General features: G+C 45.1%; 24 protein-coding genes. 12 read left to right on the top strand and 12 right to left on the bottom strand.

Features of this window, described 5'->3' with window-relative positions; translation table 11 throughout:
* Positions 1 to 23 precede the first annotated feature (23 nt).
* From AMBT_RS22045 to AMBT_RS20485, 6 genes are all read right to left on the bottom strand, one after another.
* Positions 24 to 1,265: an esterase/lipase family protein gene (locus AMBT_RS22045; protein ID WP_013786584.1), complete on the bottom strand. Its 1,242-nt coding sequence runs from the start codon at positions 1,263 to 1,265 to the stop codon at positions 24 to 26.
* 129 nt (positions 1,266 to 1,394) lie between these two features.
* Positions 1,395 to 2,435, bottom strand: coding sequence for a lipid A deacylase LpxR family protein (locus AMBT_RS20505; protein ID WP_041452635.1), 1,041 nt, complete (start codon positions 2,433 to 2,435; stop codon positions 1,395 to 1,397).
* A 26-nt stretch (positions 2,436 to 2,461) separates the two neighbouring features.
* Complete coding sequence (locus tag AMBT_RS20500; protein ID WP_013786582.1) at positions 2,462 to 3,100, bottom strand: DUF3313 family protein; 639 nt, start codon at positions 3,098 to 3,100, stop codon at positions 2,462 to 2,464.
* Between the two features lie 86 nt (positions 3,101 to 3,186).
* Positions 3,187 to 3,570 (bottom strand): hypothetical protein, encoded by a 384-nt coding sequence (locus tag AMBT_RS20495; protein WP_013786581.1) that lies wholly within the window; start codon positions 3,568 to 3,570, stop codon positions 3,187 to 3,189.
* Positions 3,571 to 3,589: 19 nt separating this feature from the next.
* On the bottom strand, positions 3,590 to 6,658 hold the full coding sequence (locus AMBT_RS20490) for an efflux RND transporter permease subunit (RefSeq protein ID WP_013786580.1): 3,069 nt from the start codon (positions 6,656 to 6,658) through the stop codon (positions 3,590 to 3,592).
* A 10-nt stretch (positions 6,659 to 6,668) separates the two neighbouring features.
* Entirely contained in the window at positions 6,669 to 7,721 is a 1,053-nt protein-coding gene (locus AMBT_RS20485; RefSeq protein ID WP_158306781.1) for an efflux RND transporter periplasmic adaptor subunit, read from the bottom strand.
* 97 nt (positions 7,722 to 7,818) lie between these two features.
* On the opposite strand from AMBT_RS20485, the gene AMBT_RS20480 reads away from it, so the two are divergent.
* From AMBT_RS20480 to gltS, 3 genes are all read left to right on the top strand, one after another.
* The gene (locus tag AMBT_RS20480) at positions 7,819 to 9,246 is read left to right on the top strand and encodes an efflux transporter outer membrane subunit (protein ID WP_013786578.1); all 1,428 of its coding nucleotides are present in this window, start codon (positions 7,819 to 7,821) and stop codon (positions 9,244 to 9,246) included.
* Between the two features lie 159 nt (positions 9,247 to 9,405).
* Positions 9,406 to 9,759 carry a potassium channel family protein gene (locus AMBT_RS20475; RefSeq protein WP_013786576.1) on the top strand — a complete coding sequence of 118 codons (354 nt, stop codon included), beginning with the start codon at positions 9,406 to 9,408 and terminating at the stop codon, positions 9,757 to 9,759.
* A gap of 68 nt (positions 9,760 to 9,827) precedes the next feature.
* On the top strand, positions 9,828 to 11,027 hold the full coding sequence (gltS, locus tag AMBT_RS20470) for a sodium/glutamate symporter (protein WP_013786575.1): 1,200 nt from the start codon (positions 9,828 to 9,830) through the stop codon (positions 11,025 to 11,027).
* Between the two features lie 55 nt (positions 11,028 to 11,082).
* Here the strand turns inward: gltS and AMBT_RS20465 are convergent, their stop codons facing one another.
* The 5 genes from AMBT_RS20465 to AMBT_RS20445 all read right to left on the bottom strand — a co-directional run bounded on the left by AMBT_RS20465 (position 11,083) and on the right by AMBT_RS20445 (position 17,312).
* The gene (locus AMBT_RS20465; protein ID WP_013786574.1) at positions 11,083 to 12,276 is read right to left on the bottom strand and encodes a patatin-like phospholipase family protein; all 1,194 of its coding nucleotides are present in this window, start codon (positions 12,274 to 12,276) and stop codon (positions 11,083 to 11,085) included.
* Between the two features lie 293 nt (positions 12,277 to 12,569).
* Positions 12,570 to 13,280 (bottom strand): Qat anti-phage system TatD family nuclease QatD, encoded by a 711-nt coding sequence (qatD, locus tag AMBT_RS20460; protein WP_232363240.1) that lies wholly within the window; start codon positions 13,278 to 13,280, stop codon positions 12,570 to 12,572.
* A gap of 47 nt (positions 13,281 to 13,327) precedes the next feature.
* Positions 13,328 to 14,602 carry a Qat anti-phage system QueC-like protein QatC gene (gene qatC, locus AMBT_RS20455; RefSeq protein ID WP_013786572.1) on the bottom strand — a complete coding sequence of 425 codons (1,275 nt, stop codon included), beginning with the start codon at positions 14,600 to 14,602 and terminating at the stop codon, positions 13,328 to 13,330.
* Positions 14,599 to 15,450 (bottom strand): Qat anti-phage system associated protein QatB, encoded by an 852-nt coding sequence (gene qatB / locus AMBT_RS20450; RefSeq protein ID WP_013786571.1) that lies wholly within the window; start codon positions 15,448 to 15,450, stop codon positions 14,599 to 14,601. Before qatB ends, qatC begins: the two co-directional genes overlap by 4 nt.
* Positions 15,450 to 17,312 (bottom strand): KAP family P-loop NTPase fold protein, encoded by a 1,863-nt coding sequence (locus tag AMBT_RS20445; RefSeq protein ID WP_013786570.1) that lies wholly within the window; start codon positions 17,310 to 17,312, stop codon positions 15,450 to 15,452. Before AMBT_RS20445 ends, qatB begins: the two co-directional genes overlap by 1 nt.
* A gap of 116 nt (positions 17,313 to 17,428) precedes the next feature.
* On the opposite strand from AMBT_RS20445, the gene AMBT_RS20440 reads away from it, so the two are divergent.
* The 9 genes from AMBT_RS20440 to AMBT_RS20400 all read left to right on the top strand — a co-directional run bounded on the left by AMBT_RS20440 (position 17,429) and on the right by AMBT_RS20400 (position 24,735).
* Entirely contained in the window at positions 17,429 to 17,719 is a 291-nt protein-coding gene (locus tag AMBT_RS20440; protein ID WP_013786569.1) for an integrative conjugative element protein, RAQPRD family, read from the top strand.
* On the top strand, positions 17,719 to 17,958 hold the full coding sequence (locus tag AMBT_RS20435; RefSeq protein WP_013786568.1) for a TIGR03758 family integrating conjugative element protein: 240 nt from the start codon (positions 17,719 to 17,721) through the stop codon (positions 17,956 to 17,958). Before AMBT_RS20440 ends, AMBT_RS20435 begins: the two co-directional genes overlap by 1 nt.
* A 96-nt stretch (positions 17,959 to 18,054) precedes the next feature.
* Positions 18,055 to 18,441 (top strand): TIGR03745 family integrating conjugative element membrane protein, encoded by a 387-nt coding sequence (locus tag AMBT_RS20430; RefSeq protein ID WP_013786567.1) that lies wholly within the window; start codon positions 18,055 to 18,057, stop codon positions 18,439 to 18,441.
* A gap of 10 nt (positions 18,442 to 18,451) precedes the next feature.
* On the top strand, positions 18,452 to 18,814 hold the full coding sequence (locus AMBT_RS20425) for a TIGR03750 family conjugal transfer protein (protein WP_013786566.1): 363 nt from the start codon (positions 18,452 to 18,454) through the stop codon (positions 18,812 to 18,814).
* On the top strand, positions 18,811 to 19,509 hold the full coding sequence (locus tag AMBT_RS20420) for a PFL_4703 family integrating conjugative element protein (RefSeq protein ID WP_013786565.1): 699 nt from the start codon (positions 18,811 to 18,813) through the stop codon (positions 19,507 to 19,509). Before AMBT_RS20425 ends, AMBT_RS20420 begins: the two co-directional genes overlap by 4 nt.
* Positions 19,490 to 20,365 (top strand): TIGR03749 family integrating conjugative element protein, encoded by an 876-nt coding sequence (locus tag AMBT_RS20415; protein ID WP_013786564.1) that lies wholly within the window; start codon positions 19,490 to 19,492, stop codon positions 20,363 to 20,365. The genes AMBT_RS20420 and AMBT_RS20415 overlap by 20 nt, the downstream gene beginning before the upstream one ends.
* Entirely contained in the window at positions 20,358 to 21,710 is a 1,353-nt protein-coding gene (locus AMBT_RS20410) for a TIGR03752 family integrating conjugative element protein (protein WP_013786563.1), read from the top strand. The genes AMBT_RS20415 and AMBT_RS20410 overlap by 8 nt, the downstream gene beginning before the upstream one ends.
* Positions 21,670 to 22,026: a hypothetical protein gene (locus AMBT_RS20405; protein ID WP_013786562.1), complete on the top strand. Its 357-nt coding sequence runs from the start codon at positions 21,670 to 21,672 to the stop codon at positions 22,024 to 22,026. Before AMBT_RS20410 ends, AMBT_RS20405 begins: the two co-directional genes overlap by 41 nt.
* Positions 22,027 to 22,029: 3 nt before the next feature.
* A complete protein-coding gene (locus AMBT_RS20400; protein ID WP_013786561.1) occupies positions 22,030 to 24,735 on the top strand; it encodes a conjugative transfer ATPase in 2,706 nt (901 codons plus the stop codon).
* Here AMBT_RS20400 and AMBT_RS20395 read toward each other — a convergent pair.
* A complete protein-coding gene (locus AMBT_RS20395; RefSeq protein ID WP_041452634.1) occupies positions 24,662 to 25,573 on the bottom strand; it encodes a hypothetical protein in 912 nt (303 codons plus the stop codon). The two genes, AMBT_RS20400 and AMBT_RS20395, sit on opposite strands and share 74 nt — an antisense overlap.
* Positions 25,574 to 25,673: the final 100 nt, after the last annotated feature.

The following is a 25,673-nucleotide window of genomic DNA, read 5'->3' as shown; positions in this document are numbered from 1 at the left end:
CTTTTGCTACTTTAAAAACGTCATCAATTAGTTAGAATTTCTCCAAGCTGTTTAAAAACTAGAGCACTGTTCAAAATGCTAGTGTGATCTTCGTTGTAGCCAACAACTTTAACGGCCTCTTCTTGAGACTTCATTGATAACTGGCTAAGTAACGTGACGACACCATCGGAATTTGATGTGTTCAGCAAGCGTACGCCATCACCTTTGTATCCGAATAAAAGATAGTAATTCGATTGACTGGGAAGCTTTGTCTGGTGTAACGAAGAAAGATAAGGGCTTCCAGGAGCCATATCAAACCATGATGGGACGGCGACAGGCGCATTTTTCGCGCCCTCTGCTGCAGCATGACCTAGCCATGGAGTGGAAATAGTAACGAAGTTGTCTAAAACTACGCCTCGATCATTATTTTTGGAGAAATGATTGATAAACCCTCGTGCGACCAATCCTCCCATACTGTGGGCAACTATCGAAAAATTTTCAAAGCCGTAAATTGCTCTTAGCTCATTAAAAGATTGATTGAGATGTTTGCTAATTAGATCCAGCCTCATCCCTGAAGGGTATTGCACAATCCAGGGCTGAAATTTATCTCGATCTAGATGGTCGATGATATTCAGCCAATTATGGCCTGATCCACTAATACCATGTATAAAGATTACTGGTGTTTTTTGCTTCGTATAGGGCTCAAGGAAAAATATTCCGCTATTTCCCTGTTCTTGAAATTTTACAGGGTCCCACATGCCTAGCAATCCTATCTCTTCTTTAAAATAATTTGTTTCTACGATCTTGCCTAAATTTTTATTTTCTAGTTTAACTGATTGGTTAGTTTTCTCCGGAATAAAAAGTTCTGGAATGGTTGCTTTAACCACATCGGGCGCTTGAAGATGAATGTCAAACTGAGTAAGAGTTGTTCCAGGGAGTGCGTCTATGGGAGATGGCGATCCATACCAAGCTGCACGCTCATTTCCTTGTAAGGCGAAATCTCTATTTATGTCTTCAAAGGCGAATAAGTAATATTTGCCAGAAGATACCGTTAGTAAAAAAGGACTTTCACCATAAACAACAGCATAAGCTTCAGGAGAGCCAGACTGATCGTCTACTCTGTTGAGAGTAACAACAATGGGGTGGCTTGACGGAGCATCTGAGACAACTCTGCCTTTGATTGAAGAGGAAGCGTTTAGTCTTTTAACATCCTCATTTAGACCGATAAACATGCAGCCGGACATGGTCAAAACTACAAAGGCTACTAGTGCTGAAATTTTTGCCACGACTATTCCTATCTTTGAAAAAGTTCAAACGAATAAACTAGACGGAGCCTGTGATACAGGTCTAGTACCTTCGATGCTGCTACGTGTATTTAATAAGTAAGCTATTTATCTAAAATAAAATCTAGATTTCTACAATTGCCAAGCAAAAGTAATAGTTCCGTATTGAGTTAAGTTCTCTAGTGTTTCTTCAGTACCGCCACTTTGTATGAGATTAGAATCGGTTACAGCAAATGTTACGGACGCGCTTTGCCATGAAAACGCCAGCCCCATGGTTGCAGCGATGTATTCGTGATCATAATCGACAGAACGACTGTCCTCGAAGGTGTTTCCATCGGTAAATATCTGATTAAAAATGTATCCTGCTTGAAGGCCGCCGTATATATACCAGCCGCCATTAACGGCACTTGGGTTCGATGTTCGTGAGCTATTGAAAAGAGTAGTTGCGTATGACTCTATAAGATTACGTCCGTAACGAAAGGTTACTCCTGTGCTCATAGAGCTTTGAATTGTGCCGAGGGCAAAATCAGCATTGCTCAAAAAATCAAATCGTTTGGATTCTGATTCCCATACTCTCCATGTCCTTCCACGAGTGAACTGAAATACTAACTCATTTTCTAATTGAGTATCCCAACCTTGAGGCTTGTCAGCATCTACTATCTCATGGACAAATTTCTGTGCCTCTTCGCCAAGCGCTGCTGGGCCCACAATACCTATAGTTGTGCTTACCCGATCAGCATATTTTTCAGTGACAGCCAAGTAGCTATTAGTTAATGCAAGTACGGCTGAATATGGAAGTTCATTATCGTCAGGGTTTGCAATAGTTATATCACTCGGTGTGCTCATGGTTTGCCCAATCATATAGGCGTTCACTGCACCCAGTTTGTCACCTTTAGGCATGCTCCACATGAGCGGAGCCACCCAGAAATCACTATTAGGCATATCTTTAGTGGAACGGCTACCTACATCAAAAAAAGATAGATACAGGCCGTTGGTATAACCGTTGTCGTTACCAATGAATAAGTCATTGTCTAAAGTTACAGAAACCCAATCTATTTCTGCGTATACTGGTTTGCTTGCCAGTAAGAATAGAAATAGCACTAAAATATTATTGATATTCCATATGCTTAATATCTTGTGGCATGTCGAGATAAAGGCGTTCACTTTCATCATAAAATCTACCATTATGTCTAAACGAGCTACTTTTGATGTGCTTTGTCTATTTCCTTCCGAATGCCTTCAACCCATTGATCAAAAGTCGATTCGATATCTGCCCATGTAGACCATGGTGTTGCATTTACGAATCGACTACCTTGAGTATTTGCAACTGCAACTATATCAAGGCGATCACTCATGGCTTCTCTAAAATGCGCTTCAACAGTGACCTCACCCACGCTGATTGAAAATGGCACCATGGCATTGGTCACATTGGCGGCAGCATTGGGTGCTTTCAAGCCTGAAATATGCAGAGATATCCGAAGAGTATTTGGCTCCGAGCGAGTGCCGACTTCATAGCCGCCTTCACGAAGTGATTGAATCAAGCTATCCCGAAAATACGCCTGCATTTTTGCGAGTGTAGCCGTGTCTAATTCTTCCATATTTGGGTCATCATAGTTCACTCTTACAGGGTCGACGATAAACCGATTATATGCTTCGAATTTAGAAGTGCTTGGTCTGACGTACACTAATGTTGGCGAGTAACTTTCATCGAGCTCTAAGCCTGTCAAATCGGCGGCATAGGAATGATCTTTCACAACACGGCTAGTAGGTGCACATGCAGATATAAAAATCAAACAGAATATTGCTGGTAATATGGTGGCGCGATAATTCAAAAACATAGTTTTCTCCAGTAGTTAATTAATTCTTTCGGCTCGCTAAGTGTTTGTTCTCAGAATTCTCTTTGCAACATTTCAGCGTTGTGAAATTACTTCACACTCACGCTAAGTCTCCCTTTATCCAGTATGTCAATAAAAACCTTTGCGTTTGAAGTGATTGGTATTGAATGAGATTTTACTTTCTCAGTGTAGTTGGCTTGATTTTGTTTCCAAGAAAGATAAGTTTCATGATCCTCCAGTGGTATTTTTTGAAAACCTAAGGAGCACATTGACTTCGCCAAAATCACACTGCATGCAATATGTGTCTTTGCATCAATATCATTCAGTTCTACATCGGTAATCGTTTCGCTAGTTGCGTTGCGAATAATGAGTTCATCTATATGCAGCACCTTGCTTGCCTGATGATTCGAGGTGCCACTACAGGCTACCAGTAAAAACACCATGCTTCCCTGTACTACATTTTTTATTCTCATAAAAAATCCATTTTACGTTTCAAGCATTTATCGGCCGCGTTTCTTCTTTAAAGAAAAGACTATAGAGAACAGGCACAAAACCCAAAGTCAATACTGACCCAACAGCTAGTCCGCCCATTATAACCACAGCCATGGGAAACCACATAGCGCCACCAAATACAGCCATCGGGATCAAGCCGAGAATAGTGGTTAGTGTCGTCATAAGGATGGGGCGCATGCGAGCAAGACAAGCTTGGATAATAGCATCTTGAATATTTTTCCCTTCGTTACGCTCAATATCGATACGATCAATAAGTACAATGCCGTTGTTGACGATAATGCCGAACAAACTAAATACACCTAATAAAGCAGTAAAACTAAAAAATGCGCCGCTAACCATTAGTCCGAGAACAGCCCCAACAACCACTAGCGGAATAGTCAATAGAATAATGGCGGGCCTTCGGAATGAGTTAAACTGCAGCACAAGTAGAACGGCAATACCTACAAGCGCAAAAGGAAGGTTTTCCGCTAGAGCACCATTACCTTTGGCAGAGCTCTCTACTTCTCCCCCAATTTCGATACGGTAGCCTTCAGGCAATTCCAAATTTTCAATGAATGGCCAAACTTCATTGTGGAAATCTGTCGCCTGCTTGGTTCGATGTTTCCCTGATACCGTATAAGTGCGTTCTTGATCTAAGCGTTTAAATTTTCCTGGGGCAATATAACCTTCAAAGTCAGCCACTTGAATCAGTGGTATAGCCTCACCATTATCTGAGGCAATCGGTAATAATCGAAGCTGACTCCAGTCATCGCGTGTTTCATCACCACGTACAATGATTGGAATAATTTTGTCACCATCACGATAATCACTAACGGTTAGGCCATCAAAATATGTATTGAGGGATTCTGCAATGCCCTTATTAGTTATCCCTGCGCGCCGCGCTCGATCCTGATCGATATCAACGCGTGTTCTAATAACAGGCTCACCCCAGTCATTGGTTACACCAATGCTGCCGTTGACCTCACGCATTCTATCTTCAATTCGCCGACCTATCTGATAAAGCGTGCGAACATCTGGGCCGATAATACGATATTCGACAAGTCCGATTTCGCCTGCACCCAGAGACATGCGTTTTGATCGGCCACTGGCCTCGGGCAAGTTTTCAAGTATGTAGCTGTCTACTTTGTCTATAACATCAACGACATCCTTTACACTCTGCGTGTTTACTATTAAGAAAGCGACGTTATCAGCAGGGTCAGGGGGAGATAATGATAAGAAGAAGCGTGGCCCCCCGTAACCTACATAGGCAATAGAGCTTTCAATTTTGGGGTTTTCATCTTTGTCTGACAGCCAGTCTGCTAAGCGGCGTGTAACGCGCTCAGTCTCATTCAAGTGAGTACCAGCGGGAAAGTCGAGATAGACCAGAAATTGATTGCGTTCAGAGTATGGCATCATTTGCTTAGGAATAATGCCTAGCCCTAACAGCGATAAAAATAATAGAGCCACCATTAAGAGAACAAAAATGACCCGAAAGCCAAGTAGTTTGTTTAGAATGGCTCGGTAAATGTCATAGACTTTTCCATTATAGACATTGTTTTCCTTGTTCTCCTGTAAGTCATTGGCGGCGTTCTTATCCTTTAAAAACCAATAACACAGCGTAGGAGTCGCATACATGGCCAGAAACCATGAGGACAACAACGTAATAATAATGACTTGTGACAACGAGCGTAGATATTCGCCGCTAACATCGTTTGCCATCATCAATGGCATGAAGGCCAATATGGTAGTTAGAGAAGATGTGAATAGGGGCACTCCTAGGCCTTTTGCTGCTAACATGGCCGCTTGTTTCTTGTCTACACCATCATCCATCCGCTTGCGCATGTCTTCGGCGATAACAATACCATTATCAACCAGCAAGCCCAACGCAATGATAATTGCGGCGATAGACATCCTTTGAAGATCAATACCCCATAAGTTCATGATCACAAAGGACATCAAAATAGTGAGCGGCACAATGGCACTAACAATCAACCCTGTACGCAACCCTAAAAACAAAACTACGACGACGAGCACCACGCCAACGGTTTGATACAGGTTGCTTACCGCCGAATCAACAGATTTCGTGACTAGAGTTGGCTGGTAGGTGACATAATCTAGATCAAGCCCTAATGGTAATTCGCGCTTTAGAGCATTGACCTTGTCTGTTACCTCTACTCCAAAGTCTTCAATGTTGTAGCGAGGCACCATAGACACAGCAAGTATGACAGCGGGTTTATTATTAAAGTACGCGGCGTACTGAGATGGATCGACGTAGTCGCGGTAAATTCTTGCAATATCCTGAAGATAAACCACATCATTGCTATCGGGTACAGTCACTTGAATATTTTTAATTTCTTCGAGCGATAGTAAATTTCCAGAAGGTTCTATAGCGATCACTCGATTATCGGCATTAACGCTGCCGCCGGGTAAAACAATGTTTTGTGCAGCGAGTTGCTGCATCAAGCTGGCAAAAGGGACACCATATTGAGTGATACGATCCGCATTTATCTCTATATAAATACGCTCTGCTTGCACCCCCAGCACGTCTACTTTGCTAACACTTTCCATTGCGCTGATTTGATCTTGTAGATAATTGCTAACGTCGTGCATTTCACGCATGTTGAAAGCGTCACCAGTTAGGGCGAGGGTGATGACAGACACTCTTCCAAAATCATCGTTGACAATGGGGCCTTGAGTCCCCTCTGGTAAATTACCTCGAACATCCTGCATTTTGTTCCTGAGGTTCTGCCAAATGGGATCAAGGTCGAAATAGCTATCGTAAATTTTGGGTTGAATGATGACCTTGCCCGTAGTGACTGTGGTAGTGATCTTTTCTATTTCAGGAATTTCTTTGATCTTTTTTTCGAGAGGCTTGGCAATCAAATTTTCCAACTGGTCGGTTGGCATGCCTGGAAAATAGGCAGTTACCTGTGCATTACGAATCGTAATTTCAGGGTCTTCCTGAGAGGGCATTGTAAAGAATGTCTGAATACCCATCAGTGTTATAACGATGAGAGCCAATATGGTGGCTCGGGAATTGTTGACGGCGAATTGTGTAATTTTATCCATGACCTACCCCTTACTGAATAACAGCGGGTAGGTTATAGGTTGGCTCCCAGGCCTTAACCTTTTGCCCTTCATTAATAAATGGTACACCTGCTGTAATTAAGACATCACCGGGACTTAAGCCATCAATGACTTCGAGTTTATTGCCTCGTATATCACGGAAAGTCAGTTTGCGTCTTTGAGCAACTCCATCCTTTAAGACGAACACAGGCACTTCTTTTTCTAACGATGATTCATTTTCCACGGGAATTCTGACATCGAGTGCAGTAATGGGGATGAGGTAGACACTAGCGTCCGCCGCCTCCCCGTAGTTAAAGGTGACTTGCGCTGTCATGCCCGGACGAATGTCCTCCGTGGTTTGGGCCAATTCCACACTCACGGGAAACGCATTACCCTTTTGGGCTTTAGAACCGATCTTTGATACGGCACCGTAGACCGTGACACCTTTTAGAGTGGGGAACTGTACGCTTGTTGAGTCGCCATAACTAATCTCACGAATCAGCGTTTCAGGCATGAGCACTTCTACTTTCATCGCCCCTTGGCTTTGTAATTCGAAGACGGTTGAACCGGCAGCCACCTCTGTAAACGGCTCGATTGAGCGTGTAACAATTGAGCCATCAAACGGGGCTAAAAGCTCGGTGTTCTCTAAATCTTGTTGTGCGTTTTCAAGGTCAGTGACTGCCACATCGACATTACTGTTCGCTGCCGTAAAAGCCGCCTGAGCTTGATCTACAGACGCTTGGGCAACAAATTCTTTAGCCCTTAGGTTTTGCTGACGTTTAAGGGCATCAGATTTTTCTTTGAATTCAGCTCGTGCACTGGCCAGCTTAGCTTTAGCGGATTGCACGGCCAGCTCGTACTCTTTCTTTTCCAGAGTGGCTAATAACTGCCCCTTAATAATCTTCTCCCCACTAGAAACATCGACGCTGGCAACTCGGCCTCCCACACGGAAGCTCAATTCACTTTCATCAGTGCTCTCCACAGTGCCTGCTAACTGGCGGCTATTAGCTTTAGTGTTTTCAGTAATGGTCAATGTCTTGACAGAACGGACTGTATCTTCAACCATTAGCGGTTTATCATTGCAAGCTGAAACTAATAGCGTAAGCGCTGTGAATAGTATAATCCTGGGCATGTTTTTCCTCACAAATAACCTTATATAAATTATGTCATTAGCTAAAAAGCGTAACGTTGCTGTAACAAAGATGCTTAAAAGATCAATGAATGGCTTTCTTTTTGCCGGTGTAACTATTGTACCCATTTGCTTTATTATCGGTTGTTCAACAAATGGTTCACATCAACCAGCCACCACTGACATTAATATTCCTAAAGATTTTAAGAGTAGTGCCGCTCCTAGACAAGCTATTCAGTCAGATTGGCTAAAAACCTTCAATGATCCTTACCTCGATAAGCTGATATCAGAAGTCCTTACGAATAATTTTGATTTGCAGATTGCAGCCGCCAAGGTTGACTCAGCCGCTGCAGCGGCTAGACAAGCGGGAGCCTCGCTCACTCCAGCAGTTAATTTAGGCCTTCAAACCACGGATCGAGGTAGGGTCGAAGGAAGCTTGAGTGATAGCGAATCAAATGTTGGGGCTTCCCTGGATATATCCTGGGAGCTGGATGTTTGGGGCAGGATTAGAGCAGGACGCGATGCGGCCACCGAAGAGCTGCAAGCCTCTACACTTGATTACGAGTACGCCAAGCTTTCTTTGGCTGCTCAAACAGCTAAAGCCTATTTTCTCGCTGTAGAAACTGGACGGCAGGTCAGCTTGGCAGAGGACACTGTCGCGAATTTTGATAAAACAGTCGAAATCGCCTCAGCATTTTTCGATGAGGGGATGGTGGGCATTCAGGATGTGCATCTGGCTAAATCACAGAAAGCCAGTGCCGAGGCTTCCCTTGAGAATTTACGGGTGGCCTATTCGGATACTTTAAGAAGCTTAGAGGCCCTATTGGGACGTTACCCCTCAGCAGAAGTCGAAATCGCCGATGCCTTGCCAGCGCTGCCTGTGCCTGTGCCAGCAGGTGTGCCCTCAGAAGTGCTCGAACGCCGCCCAGATATAGTCGCCGCAGAAAGACGTGTTGCAGCGGCTTTCAAGAAAACTCAACAAGCTAAAGCGGCAAAACTTCCAAAATTAGCTTTAACCAGCAGTGTGGGCGGCACTGGGGGGAGCCTATCAGATGCTGTTAACCCTAATAATATGATTTGGAATGTTGTAACCAACCTGATGTTTCCCATTTTTGACGGTGGCAGTCTCGATGCACAGTTAGAAGCGGCAACGGCTAATCAAAAGCAGGCTTTAGCAAATTATCAAAAGACTGCCCTCAGTGCCTTTGTAGATATTGAATCGGCGCTCAGTAATGAAACAAGTTTGCGCAAACAAATTATTAATCTACGTTCTGCTTATGAAGAAGCAGAGCGGGCAGAGAAAATTGGCTGGGAGACTTACCAAAGTGGCGAGGGTAACTTGCTTGATGTTCAGCAATTGCAACGTTCGACGATTTCAGCGCTGAGTACACTGTTGAATACAGAACATGAACTTTTTGTACAACGAATCAATTTATATCTTGGTTTGGGCGGTGAAATATAAATCACTTTGGAATAATTAATGAAATCTATCAAATTAGCTTTTATAGGCTCAGTTGTTTCGATTCTGTCGGCTTGTGGTTCCGTCGATCAATGGGCGGAGAGCATTACTGCTGCCATTAAAGAAGCGCATCAATAGCATTCACTGACAGAGATAGAGTAGATGGATTTAACGATCACGTTTATTAAACTCTTTGCATGGTCGCTTTACCTTGTCGGGCCAATACTCCTGCTATTAGCTTTGTTAATTATTATTCTTGGTCAAATTGTCACCAAAATAGAAAAATGGGAAGCATTTAACGGACTTTATTGGTCGTTTATCACTGCTACAACTGTCGGATATGGAGATATACGACCGCTTAAAAAAATTTCCAAAATTCTAGCGATTTTTATCGCTTTTTTAGGTATTTTGTTTACAGGTACTATTTTAGCTGTAGCTTTAAAAACTGTTTCTATATCTTTGGAAAAGCATATTGATCCAGTAGTCATAGAGCGTATTAATGCTGACTTAGAATAAATTTCCGATTGTCTGCATCAAAGACATTGCAACAAAGCGAGAAGCAATGCCTAATTTTAGGTTGTTTTATGAATCAATTTTATGCCGATAACTTTTTAACCTTTACCATCGCAATCTTGGTCTTCTTTATTGGCGTACATACAAATAGGCGTATCCAGTTTTTACGAAAATACAATATTCCTGAGCCTGTAACGGGCGGCTTAATCGCGGCACTCGTCTCGTATTTTATCTATATCACTTTTCACACCGAAATCACCTATCAGCTTGATACAAGAGATACATTATTAGTTTATTTTTTTACTGGTATTGGACTGAACGCAAAACTGTCAGACCTTATTAAAGGCGGCAAACCTCTGCTAATAATGCTTGCCCTCACACTCAGTTATATCGTTATTCAAAATGTAGTGGGAATAACAGGAGCAACTCTGGTTGGTGCGCCACCTGCGGTGGGTGTTTTAGCTGGTTCAACCTCACTTATTGGAGGTCATGGCACCACTATAGCATGGGCTCCTGAAGTGGCGGCCATGGGTATTTCTAATGCACTTGAAATTGGAGTCGCTTGCGCCACTATCGGGCTTATTCTCGCCAGTTTAATTGGTGGTCCTATTGCTCACACATTAATAAATCGTTTTAAGTTAAACGCTGACAAAGATGATACCCCTGTAATGGGTATTCCTTTTGATGAAGAAGAAAGAGGTAACATCGATCATCTTAATTTGATGAGTGTTTTTTTAACACTGCATATCACAATTATAATTGGTTGGTTTTTGAATCATGCAGTTACTGATCTTGGCTTAAAGCTGCCCTTGTTTGTTACTTGTTTGCTAACTGGCATTGTTTTATCCAACACAATTCCTTCGATATTTCCAAATATACGCTGGCCAGCTAAAACAAAGGCGCTGGCTGTTATTTCAGATTTTTCGTTAAGCGTGTTCTTAACTATGTCACTAATGAGTATGCAGCTTTGGACTGTCGCTAGCTTGGCCGGGCCACTGATGCTTATTTTACTTATGCAAACTTTAGCGGCAGTTCTGTTTATACTTTTTATTCTATTTCCATTAATGGGGAAAAACTATCAAGCAGCCGTGCTAAGTTCAGGGTTTGGCGGTTTTGCCCTTGGGGCGACACCCACCGCTATTGCAAATATGACGGCTGTAACTAAGTCTCATGGGCCAGCACCTCTGGCATTTATTATTTTGCCTCTTGTGGCAGCTTTTTTTGTTGATGTTACCAACTCTTTTGTTATTCGGTTTGCGCTGAGTTTTTAGTTGCGAACATCTACATCAAGATTGCTGCTAATGGAGCTTGTTAAAAAACAGCTTATTAACGGTATGCGGCTGGCTTGTCGTACCAGAACTCACCGTTTTTTCCTATTGACCTGCCCAGTTCCAGTAACTCATTCATGTACACAGTGTCAAAGTCGACGGCACCATTGGCCACAAAGCGCGCTGGAATTTCGATAGTATTAAATTCGTAGTCGTCACGCTGAGATAAATAATATACCCTCTCGATGTCTGCATTACCTTTCCCTTGAAGCAAACCTTTGATGGTTCGTTCCGCAATTGAAAGAACCCCTACTTGGGAAGGCTCATACGTCAGGCGGCTATTCCCGTTTTGGATTAAATAGAACTTCCTGTCAAATGTTAGCCCACGAATTTTGTCGGCATACTTGAGACTAATCTGAACGGGATAAGCAAACACATTGCGAGTCACGCCACCATCTACGTGTAGCTCCGTATAGGTCTCGCCGTTCAATTTCCTCTCTATTGGCACGGGTGGAAACATAACGGGTATTGAAGCTGAAGCCAACATAATGCTCCGAATTAGCTCAACTGAGTCATCCGTAGATTGTTGTGCAATTTCACCAATGTCCCAGACCATGGGGCGCATAGCGTCTAAATGCGTTGTAATAATATAAAGCCCGCGACCCTCCTGCCTGTGGATTTCCGCAATTTTCGTCACAAGAGAGGGAGTAACGTAGTGTTCGATTTGTTCTTGTAGAGATTTAGTGTCTGCAAGTGCAGAACCGGATAAAAGACCCGTCAATATTTTTGGTTGATACACGTCATCACGCTTGATTGACGAGTATATGCTAAGCAATTCATCGTCGTAGTCGGTTCCCAAATAGGCGAACGGGGCGATAAGAGCGCCTGTACTAACGCCAGAAACAGTATCAAACGTTGGCCGCAGTCCGGATTCTGTCCATCCCGCAAGCAGGCCAGCGCCAAATGCACCGTTCGCGCCTCCGCCAGAGATCGCCAGCATATTCTGGGATACAGCTTTTTCTTTGTAGTATGGATGAACCTTTTTAAGAATTTCAGCCTCTTTGCGTAGACCTTCTTCAAACCCTGTTGGTAGGGTGTCGCCCCACCAGCGGATATTCTCTCCAACTTGAGAAGAGTCGATAGAGGAGTATTGCTCTTTCGATAAAGGCTGATGGTGTACGGTTTGGGCGCAGGCAGATAACAGAAACACCAAAGCTATAGAAATCACATGGCGGGAATTAAAGGTAGACATTCCAGCTCCAAATACGGTATTTGTGGTTTTGTAAACAAATCATATTCATATGTCATTTATGGTCTTCATGGCGGATTTCAGAGTCGGTGCCCTAAAACCAGTTATGGTTAATCTGGAATCATAACCGATATTTAGCTCCAACTTCGTCTGCTCATTCTGTTCGATAATCATCGAGGATGATCATTGTGCCGCATTACTATAGCCTTTATAAATGAATCTAAGTTTCTTCGCTGAGTTCAATATTAATAAGTAATATTGAAACTAGTCGCCAGCGCGATGGTTAGACCTTATATCTATTTCGCGTGCTTAACTTTTAGGGAGCGGCGTTTAGACAATAGCATTTGCTTATTCTCGTTCAGTATTGAAGAAACATTATTGGGATCGATACCCCATAATTCCGAAAGCTCAGGTACACACATACGATTTACGTCCCAGGGGTATAGCGATTGCTTATTGATTGAAGTGAATGGGCCGTCTGTCTCTAACAAGATTCGATCTTGTGGAATTTGAGATACCAGGCTCTTTCCTTTCTTCCCCTTCAGCATCAACGGGCCAACACTAAACCAGCAGCCAATTTCAACTGCTCGGCTAAGCTCTTTAGCAGTGCCAGAAAACCAGTGTAGGATGAAGGTGTTGTTGTATCTGAAGGGCTCTAGGCAATTCATGACTTCAGTAGCGGCCTGACGACTGTGTATCGATAAAATCCTTCCCCCATGAGTATCTGACAGTTTCAGTGCGTGGGTGAACACTTGTATTTGGTTTTCCCAAGAACTTCTATATCTCGATGAACCGTCGAGGCCAACTTCACCAACAAAGTCCGTTGAATGTATCCATTTGTCAAACAATGATAATTCACCGAATCTTTGATGGACTAGCTCCGGGTGTAGGCCAAGCCCCGTTTCGATGTTCGGACAATCCTTGACTAGATTTGCAGTTTTTTCGTAAGCAGACGGAGTGGTCGTAACAGATAATACAAAAGTACCTTCTCGCTTCGTGGTAGCCACTACCTCAATGGGATCTGGATACAGATCTAAATGGCAATGAAAATCCACTAAGCTACACCTTGGGCTTTAAGAAAATCATCAAGCTCCTTTAAACCACGCTGGGCTATATCATAGTAGGGTTGAATGTTTGAAATTGGCGCAGAGGAAAGCCCAGCACCCATCCAGCGACGAATACCTAAATCTTTTTCTTGTATGATCGCCATTGCGACTGCACGAACATCGTCAAAGCCAGAATTCTCCGAGTCCTTTTTACCCAGATTTTTGTAGACATAAGTGGTTCTATCCACCTCTCCCCACTTATGAAATGCTGATCTTCTAACTAAACAGGGAACACATCGACCACAATGGGTTTTCTTAAAAAGCAAGAATCTACCGCAGCTCGTTGACTGGTGAGCCAACTCCTTAATGAGAGATTGATTTTTGCACTCTGACAGCATTTCTCCCTTTGTTTTCAATGCGTAGGGAGTATCGATTTTTAGTCCGATATCTGCAGAATCAAAAATTTCCTGAATACCGGAAAGATAAGTTGGATGTGTTGTTCTTGTACTTAAACTGCCCACTCTCATGGGGGTTAGAGGTGTATTCAGCGAAATAAAACCATTTTCTGAGACTACTAATTCAGTATTGGAACCATTTCGATTTTTTAAGGATGATGTTGCGAGGGCGGCGTAGGCTAGGAAAGCTATAGACCGTGAACGCTGAGACGCAGGAGTTTCGCCATTTGGTACTTTGGCTTTATGACTCATTACGAGAGACTCGATGTCACTATGAATCTTTTGTGGAAATAGCTTTTGTTTGGCTTGATCACCTTGGACAACTTGGCTGATAGTGACGGGCTTTCGTCCATCTTTAATAAGATTAATTGCTCCAATAAGACTATCCATGCCTCCAGAGAAAAGTGTCAAGCAATCGGCATCGAATTTTTTCTCTGGTTTTGGTGGTTTTGGATAAAAACCTCCTTCAGAAAAACTGATATGCCAACGGTCTGTAGTCAGAAAATTTAGAGTTTTCTGAATGGTCTCTGCTTGTGATCGCCAGAAATCTGGATCAATTACTGCAATTGTAAGATCGAACTCTCTAGTCCAACCGTCGGGACTTTGTTTTCTGTGTCCAGCAGTATCAGCGCATACCACTGAAAGTGCGATTGATAAAAAGTCCCATGACCTTGAAGAGGGGTTAATTTTTCTTTTCCTAACTACTTCTGCAATTCCGTGACCTGCATACGCGAATTTCTTGTTGTCTGGAATGGAGTAAAGCTGAACGTCAAGATTCGATTTATGATCATCGAAATAAAATCCCTTTGGCCCACATACTATTTTCATCGCGTATAGTCCTCAAATACTTCGTATGTGTCTTCTAATACACTGCGGGCTAGCTGAGTAACCTGGTTCTGTGACAGCGAGGCTAGGTTGTTCCCTATTTTTTTAAATGAGGACTTCACCGTCTCGCGTACATACTCTTTTATCTGCTTTAACCGGCTTACTGCTGCTGCTGGATTGGGCGACTTGTCTTGTATGTGCTTCCCGACGTCTAAGGCAATTCTTTGATAAATATCGGTGGCAAGAAAAGTCTCTATGACCAAATACTTGTCGTTATCATTCAGCTCTAATAAATCAGCAACCGGGTTCTTATCTAATAGCTCGCTCAATGCGTCCTTGATAGATTCCCGTGAAGCTTCGGAATCCTGTGTTCCATCAATAGGTCTGACAGCTTCAATGATTGCATTTACAACATCATCGGAGTTTTTCGATTGAAAAGACAGCGCATTAAAGTGGTCAGATTGGGTGGTTGTTCGTGTGTCGGAAGATAATATTCCTGCTAAACCACCAGCAGTAGACGCAGTGCTACCCATTCTTCGCGCTGCACTTTTAGCCCCGCCATAACCTCTGGACACATATTGACGAATTCCATTACGCATACTGCTTGAGCTGCCATCACCAGCGAAAGCACCTAGGCTACTGCGCGCGCCTCCAAATCTCCCTGGAGGAGCGTTTAGCGGAGGGGGATTAGATTCTTTTTTATTGTCCCCGGCATTGTTATCTTCAGGACTTGATTGATTGTCGTCTTGACCACTCTGGCCAGCATCTGGAGTTTCCGTGGGGTTGTCAGCCCAAGGCGGTACCATCGGTATCCCTGAACCAGGGCCATTGCTTGAACTTGATGTTCCCATTATTCCTTACTCTTCTGAATTGCTTTTTTTACTGGCCCTGATACGTCTGACTTTGTCCAAACATCAAAAGGAATATCGACCCAATCCTCCTCAGCGATCTTTGGAACAATGCTTGGTTCGATTTGGCTTACGGGGCGCTCACTTAAAAAAGCTCCGAAACGTTTACCAACAGATTTATGAGACTGTCCAACGACTACACAGGCAGTTAATATGTCCGGTGCGCCCCACGATTGTTCGCGCGCGGCAATTTCCAGCAATTTATCCATTATCAGATTCAAATCTTCAGTTGCTAACTCATTAATTGAATCTTTAAGTGCTGTTGCCATGTCAGGTGTTTCTTTTAATGCACGCAAAATTTCTAGGCCACTCGATGAAAGTTGTTCATGGCTGAGGAGCAATGGAGAGTGTTCTCGACTGACATATAACGCACCACGAATATCAATATCAGCTAATTGTGGCTTTGAGGCAGCCCATTGTTTAAAGAACGGAGTATCGAATTCTGATGGCCAATCAATCTCTTTACCTTCTTCTAAGCTGGCTTCAATATCCTTCAGAACTGACGGGAGTCCCTCATCATTACTTGCACAAGATGTCGCAATTTTTTTGTAGGCATCATCTGAACCGCAACGCTCCAATAAAAGTATTTTTGTCAGAACGGCTTCATCAATCGCGATATCTTGGGCGTTGCCGATTGCTAGGCGAATTGATATGGCGTTTAGAAAACGCTTAATTAATCTGGGATTTGCATCAATGGCTGTTTCCGAAGACATTAAAGGTGCTAATCGATCAGCAAGATCGATCTGTGTGGATAGTTTTACGGGTATTTCGATATTGAGCTCTTGTGACAAGCCTTCCAGAAACTGTCTATCAACACGAGCACCTTTCCAGGTTTCAGACAACTGTCTGCATATCCTTTCTCTCAGTTTGTCTTTTTCGTGTTGTTCGATATTGCTAAGGTCGATGTACAACATGCAGAGGTAAGCTTTAATATCCTGTACACCGAGTTTGGGTACTTGAATAGGTATTTGTATCAGCTTATCGAAATAGTTGGTTACTAGCTGATCGTCTGGCATATCTTGAAAATGCTTTCTGACAGAATGGCGAATCATTTTTGTGTCAGCGGCGATAACAAAAGCTGTGTTTTTTAGGAAGAGGAATAGTCGCAGTGCTTCCAATGTAGAAATTGCAGTTTCTGGTAAGCAGCGATCTAAATCGTCAATGAGTACAACCAGCGTAACGTCAAGTTCTTCAAGTGAACTCTCGAAACCTCTTCTAATTGCTTCTATCTCTTGGGGAGGAGATTTTCTTTTCTTCGGTTTTACAAAGTTTTGCCCTTCTCGAAGGGCTTCGCTACCTGACTCTTTAGCAGACTTTAGGTCTTCTTCTGTAACTTCTCCATCCAGTAGAGCTTCTCCCGAGTCCCAAACTCTACCGAGAAGGCCTCCAATGGGTAGGCCAGTTAAGAGTGATGCGGCTACACCGCTGGTTGTTTTTGCTGCTCGTAACCAATCAATGCGGCGAAGCAAGTCTTTAGTCTTATCAATCGCTGTTTCTTGCTGTTCTGCCTCTTTTGCGAGTGTTCTAGCGATGACTTCCATCAACGCAGCTTTAGCATCGTCGTAACCCTGATACAACCAAGCATTGAACTCAACAAATATATATTTTTTTTCGTTGGGATTATCACAAGTGTTTTTTAGATTGGCTTGGACAAGTTTGATCATGGACGATTTTCCGACGCCCCAGCTTCCCGAAACGCCAATAGAAACAGGCTGCCCATTAGCCCTTGCGATAATCTCTGAAACCGTAGTGGCTACGGTAGAAAAATTAAGGAAATCACGATCGGTTTCATTGTCTGTCCACATCAATTTGTACCTTGATCAATTATCTCGCTAGAAACTTACTTCCTATCCTGAAAGCTTTTCGATAGTCCCCATTTTAACTATCCCTGATCATAGCTCCACCAAACAGGAGAATGATCATGCGCTATAGAGCACTTTTAGGCATTATCTCGGCCACCATCGCTACCAGCACACATGCAGTAACCGATCAGGAGCGCACGATACTCGAAAGACTGCATTCCGAGCTAGCCATTATCAGCTCCATCGTTAAGCAGGCTGAGCAGTCAGTCAACCAGAATGACCGGCAGCAGGTTGATTACATGCAGTTAAAGGCCGACTTGGAGCGTATTCAGGAGGGGGTTGGCGATATTTTGAGCAATCAGCGCCGTGAACCGCGATCCCTGCCTTCTATCTCTGGGGAGTACCGCTAATGGCGGTATCTGCCTCTCAGGAGGCTGCTTTCACCGGGGCAACCCTCGGTGTACCCATGAGCAGCTTCAACTTGACTATTTTACTGATCTTTTACTCCGTGCTCTACATTTGGGCAGTTTGGGTCATCTATACCCAGTGGAAAGCCTGGTCGAGGCGCAAAATAGATTTTTATGACTTCCTCATTCGCTCGGTCAGGCCGATATTTTTAACTCTGGTTTTGGGCTTCCTGCTTCAATGACTTGAGAATACTACTGACTTTTTAAACCTCGTTATTCGCTCCGCCACGCGACAGCAACAACGACACACAATTGGCTCACAACATAGGAGAACGCCAATGAATGTCTTAACTGTCCTGCTGTACCGCAAGCGGCAACGTGTTTATCAATTTGTTCGATCACGCTGGCAATTAGTTTGGTTTGGGCTGTTATCTATTACAGCTCAGGCCCAATTACCCACGCCGGTAAACCCGTCCAACGGTGCGCCCAATGGTAACTATCTGCAATTTATGGAGGGCTGGACAGGTGATGCTGTTGATTACATCGCACTGGCGATCTCCGGTGCAGGATTTTTATGGGTTGGCTGGATTCTACTCTCCAAGTTCAATGAAGCCAGAAGCTCGAACGATCCCGATTGGGGTTCTGTTGGTCTAACGGCGGTGATTGCAGGTGCGTTGCTGGCTGTTGTGTCGTTCTTCCTGAACGAAGCCGTAGGCATTATCTAGGAGCGCGGTTATGTCTATGGAACGCAATGAGCTTTTGCCACTGCGTCTGAATGCCGAGCCGTCGATATTTCGAGGCTGCTCGCTTTCAGAGTTGATGATGTTAGTGACTATCGGTGCAGTAGTATTGGTGCCTGCCAGTATCATTATTTGCGGATTGTTCGGTTATTTGATGATGGGTGTGGGAATTGGCCTATTGCTCGTCATCGGCTGGGTAGTCATTGGTGCCACGGTGCTGCAAAAGCTCAAGCGTGGTCGTCCACTGGGTTTCTACCAGTTGCGGCTGCGCTTATGGCTGGAAGACTGCCACCTGAAAAAGTCACCGTTCATTCGCCATAGCCGGGTTTGGGATGTGGGCCGGAGGGTGCGGCCATGAAAGATTTGTTATCCCTTCGCAACAATCAGGCGCGTAACCGGTTAATTGCTACTACCGATCACATACGTTCACTGCGCATAGCCATTGTATTTCTAACCTTAGTCATTGCTGCGTTGTGGTGGCGAAATGGTGTCTTGCAGGAAACGCGGAGGCTCTATATTCCCCCTGATCTGACGCAAGGTATGGTGACGCAGTTCGACAATGTGCCTGCACCATTGGTCTACACCTTCGCCTATTACATCTTTCAGCAACTGAATCGCTGGCCATCCGATGGTGAGAAAGACTACCCGCAACAAATCTACAAGTTGCAGGGTTTTATGACTCCGAGCTGTCGGGTAGCCCTCGAAGCCGATATGAACGAAAAGCAACGCTTGGGTGAACTTCGCCAGCGCGTGCGCAGTATTCAGGAAATTCTCGGTCATTCCTATTCCCGCTCGCGGGTGATATTCGAGAGTAACAGTTCCTGGCTTACTTGGCTGGATGTCAATGTCTCCGAATCTATCAATGGCCACCCCGTTAAAGATGTCAGGCTGCGCTATCCCATGCGGGTGGTGCGCTTTGATGTGGATAAGGAAGTAAATCCCTGGGGATTAGCGCTGGATTGCGACGAGACCATGCGACCTGAGTTGCTGACTGAGCTGCAAATTGGTCAACCCTTTATGCCGGAGGTGAGTCATGCCGTACCAGCGAAATAAACCAGCATCAATAATTGTGGCTGTACTTGTAATGCTGATTGTTGCCAGGTCAGCCTTTGCAGATCAGTTGCCAGCGGTGGAGAGGGTAGTCTGGGATAAGCGCCCGATTGCGGTACACATACAGCGCAATCAAGAACGCATTATTCATTTTCCCGATGATGTTCGATATTGGTTGCCAGACAGCTTAAAGCGCAAGGTATCTGTGGTCGCTGCTAATGGCGTTTTATATATCCGGGCAACAGAATCTTTTCCGGCCACACGCATCCGCGTTCAAGGTTTGATTGATCAGACCATCTATCTACTCGATGTGACGGCCAATTATTCTGAATCGGTCAGTGACGAGCTGGTGGTGATGAAGCCGGAGGCAGTGACCAATCGGGCGAAAGATCAGACTGATACCCGCAAAACTGAAGATTGGCGGGTGCGTTTAACCCGTTACGCTGCACAGCAGTTTTACGCGCCAGAGCGTCTATTGCGTGGCGACAGTCAGATAAAACGTATTCCTATTGATACTCATCAATCTGTGTCGTTAGTGCGTGGGCAGCGAGTCAAAGCCCACCCAATCGCGGCTTGGCAAGGAGGTGGTTTTACCATAACGGCGATAAAGCTACGCAATATCACTGAGCAAAACCTCCATTTGGTTTTTGACGATGGTAACAAGCACAATGCTATTGACCTGGCTTATGCACTGCGAGGAAGCTGGTTAACCGCTGTGACCCAGCATGATTTTCTGGGAGCCTCTGGTAAAGAGACTGATACCACCACCTTGTACTTGGTATCGGATCGACCCTTCATCGAGAGTTTGGGCGTAGTCCTTCATCCTAACGATCAGGTTAAGGAGGCAAGCGATGGCTGAGAAACGGATGAATCCGCTATTGATAGGCGGCGCAGTGGTCGCAGTGTTATGTCTGTCTCTGGTGATGTGCTCGGAGCGCAAAGTCAGCCATCAGCCTATCAATCAAGTGCCAGGCTATGATCCTGCCGCCAAGCGCGAGGATGGCGATACCCAAACCGATACTATCCGAGCATTACAGGCTTATGCCCGCGAAGCGGTCAGCAAAGCCGATGCCTTGCACGAGTCTACTGAGGATAAGATGGAACAAGTGCTGGAAAACCGCCAGCAACTGTCGGCACTGACGCACTCCAGTGAAGAAGCCCAGCAACAACTCGCGGATACCAAAGCAACCATTACCTCACTAGAACAAACGCTGGCGAGCTTGCAACGCGAACTGGCCGATGTGCGTAGCGAGCAAGCATTGGCAAAAACACCGTTAAACGAAGATAGCCTACCCATTGGTTTTGGGTTTGATGAGCAAGGTGTATTGCGTGATAACCCGAATCAGGGTGAGTGGTTTAACCCTATCGACTGGGTTGAGACGGAACCCGAAGGTGGCGAAAACAATCGCTTTACCGGCTTGTTGCAAGGCCCCACGGGCAACGCAGAACCTACCCAGGAACAGACATCGGTACCCAAATCGGAGGTGGTAATTGAGCCGGTGTATACCTTGCCCAAAGATGCCACGCTCACCGATGGGCTGGCGCTGACTGCATTAATTGGCCGTATTCCCGTTGAAGGCCAAACGCCTGACCCGTACCCCGTCAAAATCTATATCGGCAGAGAAAACCTGTTAGCCAATGGCCATGAACTGCCCGAAGTCGAAGGAATGATTTTCAGCGGTCTGGGATTTGGCGATTGGAATTTGTCCTGTGTGAGTGCACGGCTCATGTCTGCCACATTTATTTTTGAAGATGGCTCCATTGTGAATCACAGCAGTGCCGGGCAACCATTGGGCTATATCTCTGACCCCAGCGGCGTGCCGTGTGTTGCCGGAAGTTTTGTAACCAACGCGCCCACCTTTTTATCTCAACGTGTGGGGCTTGCCGCCATTGGCGCTGCGGGATCGGCGTATGCCGAAGCCCAGCAGCAGCGCCAAACCTCTGCACTGACAGGTACAACAACCAGCACAGTCAGCGGTGACATCAACAAACTGGCAGCAGGAGAAGCAGTTCAGTCGGCTACGGATGAAGTCAGCGAGTGGTTGTTGGCTCGACAAAAGCAAAGTTTCGATGCGGTGGTGGTAAATCCCGGTGCGGCGGTATCCGTGCATCTGGATCGTAGCCTACCACTGGATAAGAGTTCCATTATTAGGAGATTGCGCTATGCACAAGAGTCTACGCACGCTCACACTGATCTTGATTAGTGCGATATTTATTAGCGGCTGTGCCAGTTCCAAAAGCCGTGTGTTTGGTAAAGACATGCCGAGCATGAAAGCGATCCACGACAGCAAGTTTCAGCGGGAAAATTCCGCGCCAATACCCAGCCCAGAGCGCGAAGTACAGATAACGACTCCTGCAACCGATTCGGCTTTTCAGTGGCTACCAAATCCAACATTAACCATGTATGTGTTTCCCCATTTGAGTGGTGCAGGTCATCCAGTACCGGGCTATACCACGTTCTTCAAGCTGTATACCCAGGATCATATTGCCGCGCCGGGCGAATATACAGGGCGGGAGTGATTTATGTTTAAGGACAAAAAAACCAATCACTTAGTGACAGATAACGATGTGGCTAAGTTGTATCGCCGCCCTGAATCGCTATCGGACTGGTTGCCGTGGGTCGATTTTGATGAGGCAAGTCAGGCCTTCACATTGGAAGATGGTTACAGTGCTGCGGCTATGTTTGAGATTGTGGGTGTATCGACCGAAGCCCGATCCGAGCGATTTCTGGAAGAAGTGCAGGCCAATATTCAGACGTGTATTAATCATACGATTCCTGCCCATGACAATCCCTTTGTGTTGCAGTGTTATGTGTCCGACGAAGATTCTCTGTCTGTCTTATCCAAAAACCTTGATAAGTACGCTAGTGAAAGCCAAAGCCAATCGAATCCTGAGCATCAGCGGCTTACCAATAATTTTGTGGGTCGTATGCAGCGCCATTTTAAACACGTTACGCATAAAGGTGGCTTATTTGAAGATACCACGGTGACGGGTGGAGACTGGCGTGGCAAAGTTCGGCGAGTTCGAGTGTTTTTGTACCGCCGTCGAGATACCAAGGATCACTACAACATCGATCCAGTGACTGAGATTAATCAGGTGGCCGAGCGCTTTGTGACACAGATGGTTGCCACAGGTATTGGCATTCGTCGTTGTGATGACCAAGATTTATATGCTTGGCTGTTACGGTGGTTTAATCCAACGGCAGATATTACGGGCGGCGACCTGGACACATTGACGGAGTTGACTGAATTGCCCAAGCCGGAAGATCGACCCTTTGGGCATGACCTGTCCCAGCTTCTTTTCCTATCCCAACCGGAATCCGATCAAGAGCATGGTGTGTGGTGGTTTGACGACATGCCGCATCGCGCCATTGCCGTGGATGCCTTGCGTCGTAAACCCTTTCCGGGGCATTTCACGGGAGAACGACGCATTGGCGACAATCTCTATGCGCTGTTCGATAAATTACCCGAAGGTTGTGTACTGGCAATCACCATTACAGTGATGCCACAGGACAATGTTGAAAATCATATTGTCCAGATTCTCAATGCCGCCAAGGGCGAAACCGCCGAAGCGATGGCAGCAGAGCAGGATGCAAAAGAGGCATTGAAATGGATGTCCCACGGGGACTATTTGTTGCCGACAACTATGACTCTGTTTACTCGTGGCAGCGATTTAGGCGAACTGCAAAAACGCACCAATGAAGTCAATGCTTTGCTGCTGGCCAACGGCCTGCATCCTATCCGAGAAAAAGACGAGTTGTTGCCACTGGATACCTACATCCATCAACTCCCGATGAACTATGAACCTAAGCACGACAAACTGAGCCGTAAAAGTCGCTTAGTGTTTTCCAGTGATCTGGCCAATTTGCTGCCGTTTTATGGTCGCAGTAAAGGTACGGGCAATCCCGGTCTGGTGTTTTTCAATCGGGGTGGTGAGCCGCTGACTTTTGATCCACTCAATAAAGCAGACCGAGCCAAGAATGCCTTTGGTTTAGTCTTGGGGCCACCGGGATCGGGTAAATCTGCCTTGATGGTGTATATTCTGCTACAGGTCGCGGCCATTTATGGTGCGCGTATCTATGTGATCGAAAAAGGTGGCTCCTTCAAGTTATTTGGTGACTACTGCAAGTATTTCGGCCTATCGGTCAATCAAGTGACATTGCACCCCAAAGAAGACGTTAGCTTGCCGCCGTTTTCCGATGCCTATGAAATGCTGGAAAGAGAGGCTGCAAAGCAGCGTACCCTGAACAGCGAAGCCTCGCTGGATGCCTCAGACAGCGATGATGATGACGAAGAGCGCGATTTGCTCGGCGAAATGGAACTGAAAGCCCGCATTATGATTACGGGTGGCGATAGCAAAGAAGAAGCCTTGATGTCACGGGCAGACCGTCTGACTATTCGGCAAGGCATCATCAAGGCTGCGCAGGACAAGTTAGCGTCTGACAGTAAAGATATGGTACTCACCGAAGATGTGGTGGCAGCACTCAATCAAATTTCACTGGAGGAAGACAGTACACCTAAACGCCGGGAGCGAGCAAAAGATATGGCCGATGCAATGGCACTGTACTGCTCTGGCACTGCCGGTCATTTCTTCAATCGAAGTGGTAAAGCCTGGCCGGAAGCAGATGTTACTATTCTGGAAATGGGACTGCTGGCGAATGAGGGTTATGAAGATCAGCTCGCCCTGGGTTTTATGGGGCTGATGAATCAGATCAATGGGGTGGTGGAGCGTGAACAGTATTCTAACCGTCCTACCTTTGTTCTCGGCGACGAGGCCCACTTGATTACCACCAATCCGCTACTGGCCATATTCCTGGTCAAAATCGTCAAGATGTGGCGCAAGCTGGGTGCCTGGCTATGGTTGGCGACCCAGAATCTGGAAGATTTTCCCGACACTGCCAAAAAGCTACTCAGCATGTTTGAGTGGTGGATAGCGATGGTTTGCCCGAAGGAGGAAATCGAGCAAATATCCCGCTTCAAAGACCTGACCGACGAGCAAAAGCATATGCTGTTGGCTGCTCGTAAAGAACCGGGTAAATACACAGAGGGTGTGGTGTTGGCCGATACTCTTCAATGCTTATTCCGTAACGTGCCACCCTCACTGGCATTGGCTCTAGCTATGACTGAAAAGCACGAGAAGCAGCAGCGGGCAGGAATTATGAAGGCCCAGCACTGTTCGGAGTTAGAGGCGGCTTTTGCGGTAGCTGATGCTCTTGCGAAGTCTCGTTAGGCTGATTTGTCGTCATTTCTATTTCATTACATAAATGGTCGGTTTGATCTCTCTCGAACTCAAAACTTTCGATATCTTTTATCTCCTCAGTAAACTCAAATTTGGAGGAAATACAGACTTTTCCATCCTTCTTTATATAAAGGAATGACTTGTTTAGGTGCAGAAAGTAAGCGTCATTTGTTTCGAGAAGAATATCTCCCATGACGGTTTCACCATTCATTTTTAGTTGAGTACACTGGCGAATATATTTATGTTCTGATATTCCCTCTGTAATAGCTTTGCACGGAGGGTTGTCCATAATGGTGTCAATTTTACCGCCACCTAGCAAATAGCCAATTAGAGCGGGTAGTAGTAATAATCCCGTAAGCATTAAGACCGTATAAGAAATGAGGGATAGGACAAGATTGGCGAAGAAACCTATCATAGCGCCCGCAAGAGGTGACCATATATATGATCCTGCCACTCTATCAAAAAAATATCTAAGTCGCTGCTTTATGGTTTCCCTGAATTCGTCCAGATTATGTCGTTTTCTGTATCCGTAAGGGACAACCAATCCGATTACCATAAACAGTCCAATAGATACTAACCAATTGGCTGACATGAAATCGACTATTTGGATCTTAGATACTTTGTCAAAGAGTTCAAGATAACCAAAGATTGCCGAATTGATTACTTCTCTTACATCATAATTTCCGTTTAGGTTTCCCAGTTGCATTTTGATGATCATGCCTTTTTGATAGGACACACCAAAAATACTACTGATTATTGCTATCAGTCCGATGATTTTAGCTATACGGGTTAATATGCTCTGAGGGTTGTCTGAGCTAGATTCGACCATGAATATTTTCCTTGTTGTGTTTGAACGGGGATTACTACTACTGCTGTTCTCTCATCTGAATTATTTCAAAACTTACTTTTTTATCTGAACGGTTTTCCGT

This window comes from Alteromonas naphthalenivorans (assembly GCF_000213655.1).
In the GTDB taxonomy this organism is placed as follows: Bacteria; Pseudomonadota; Gammaproteobacteria; order Enterobacterales; family Alteromonadaceae; genus Alteromonas; species Alteromonas naphthalenivorans.
This window is presented reverse-complemented; position numbering and strand designations above follow the sequence as displayed.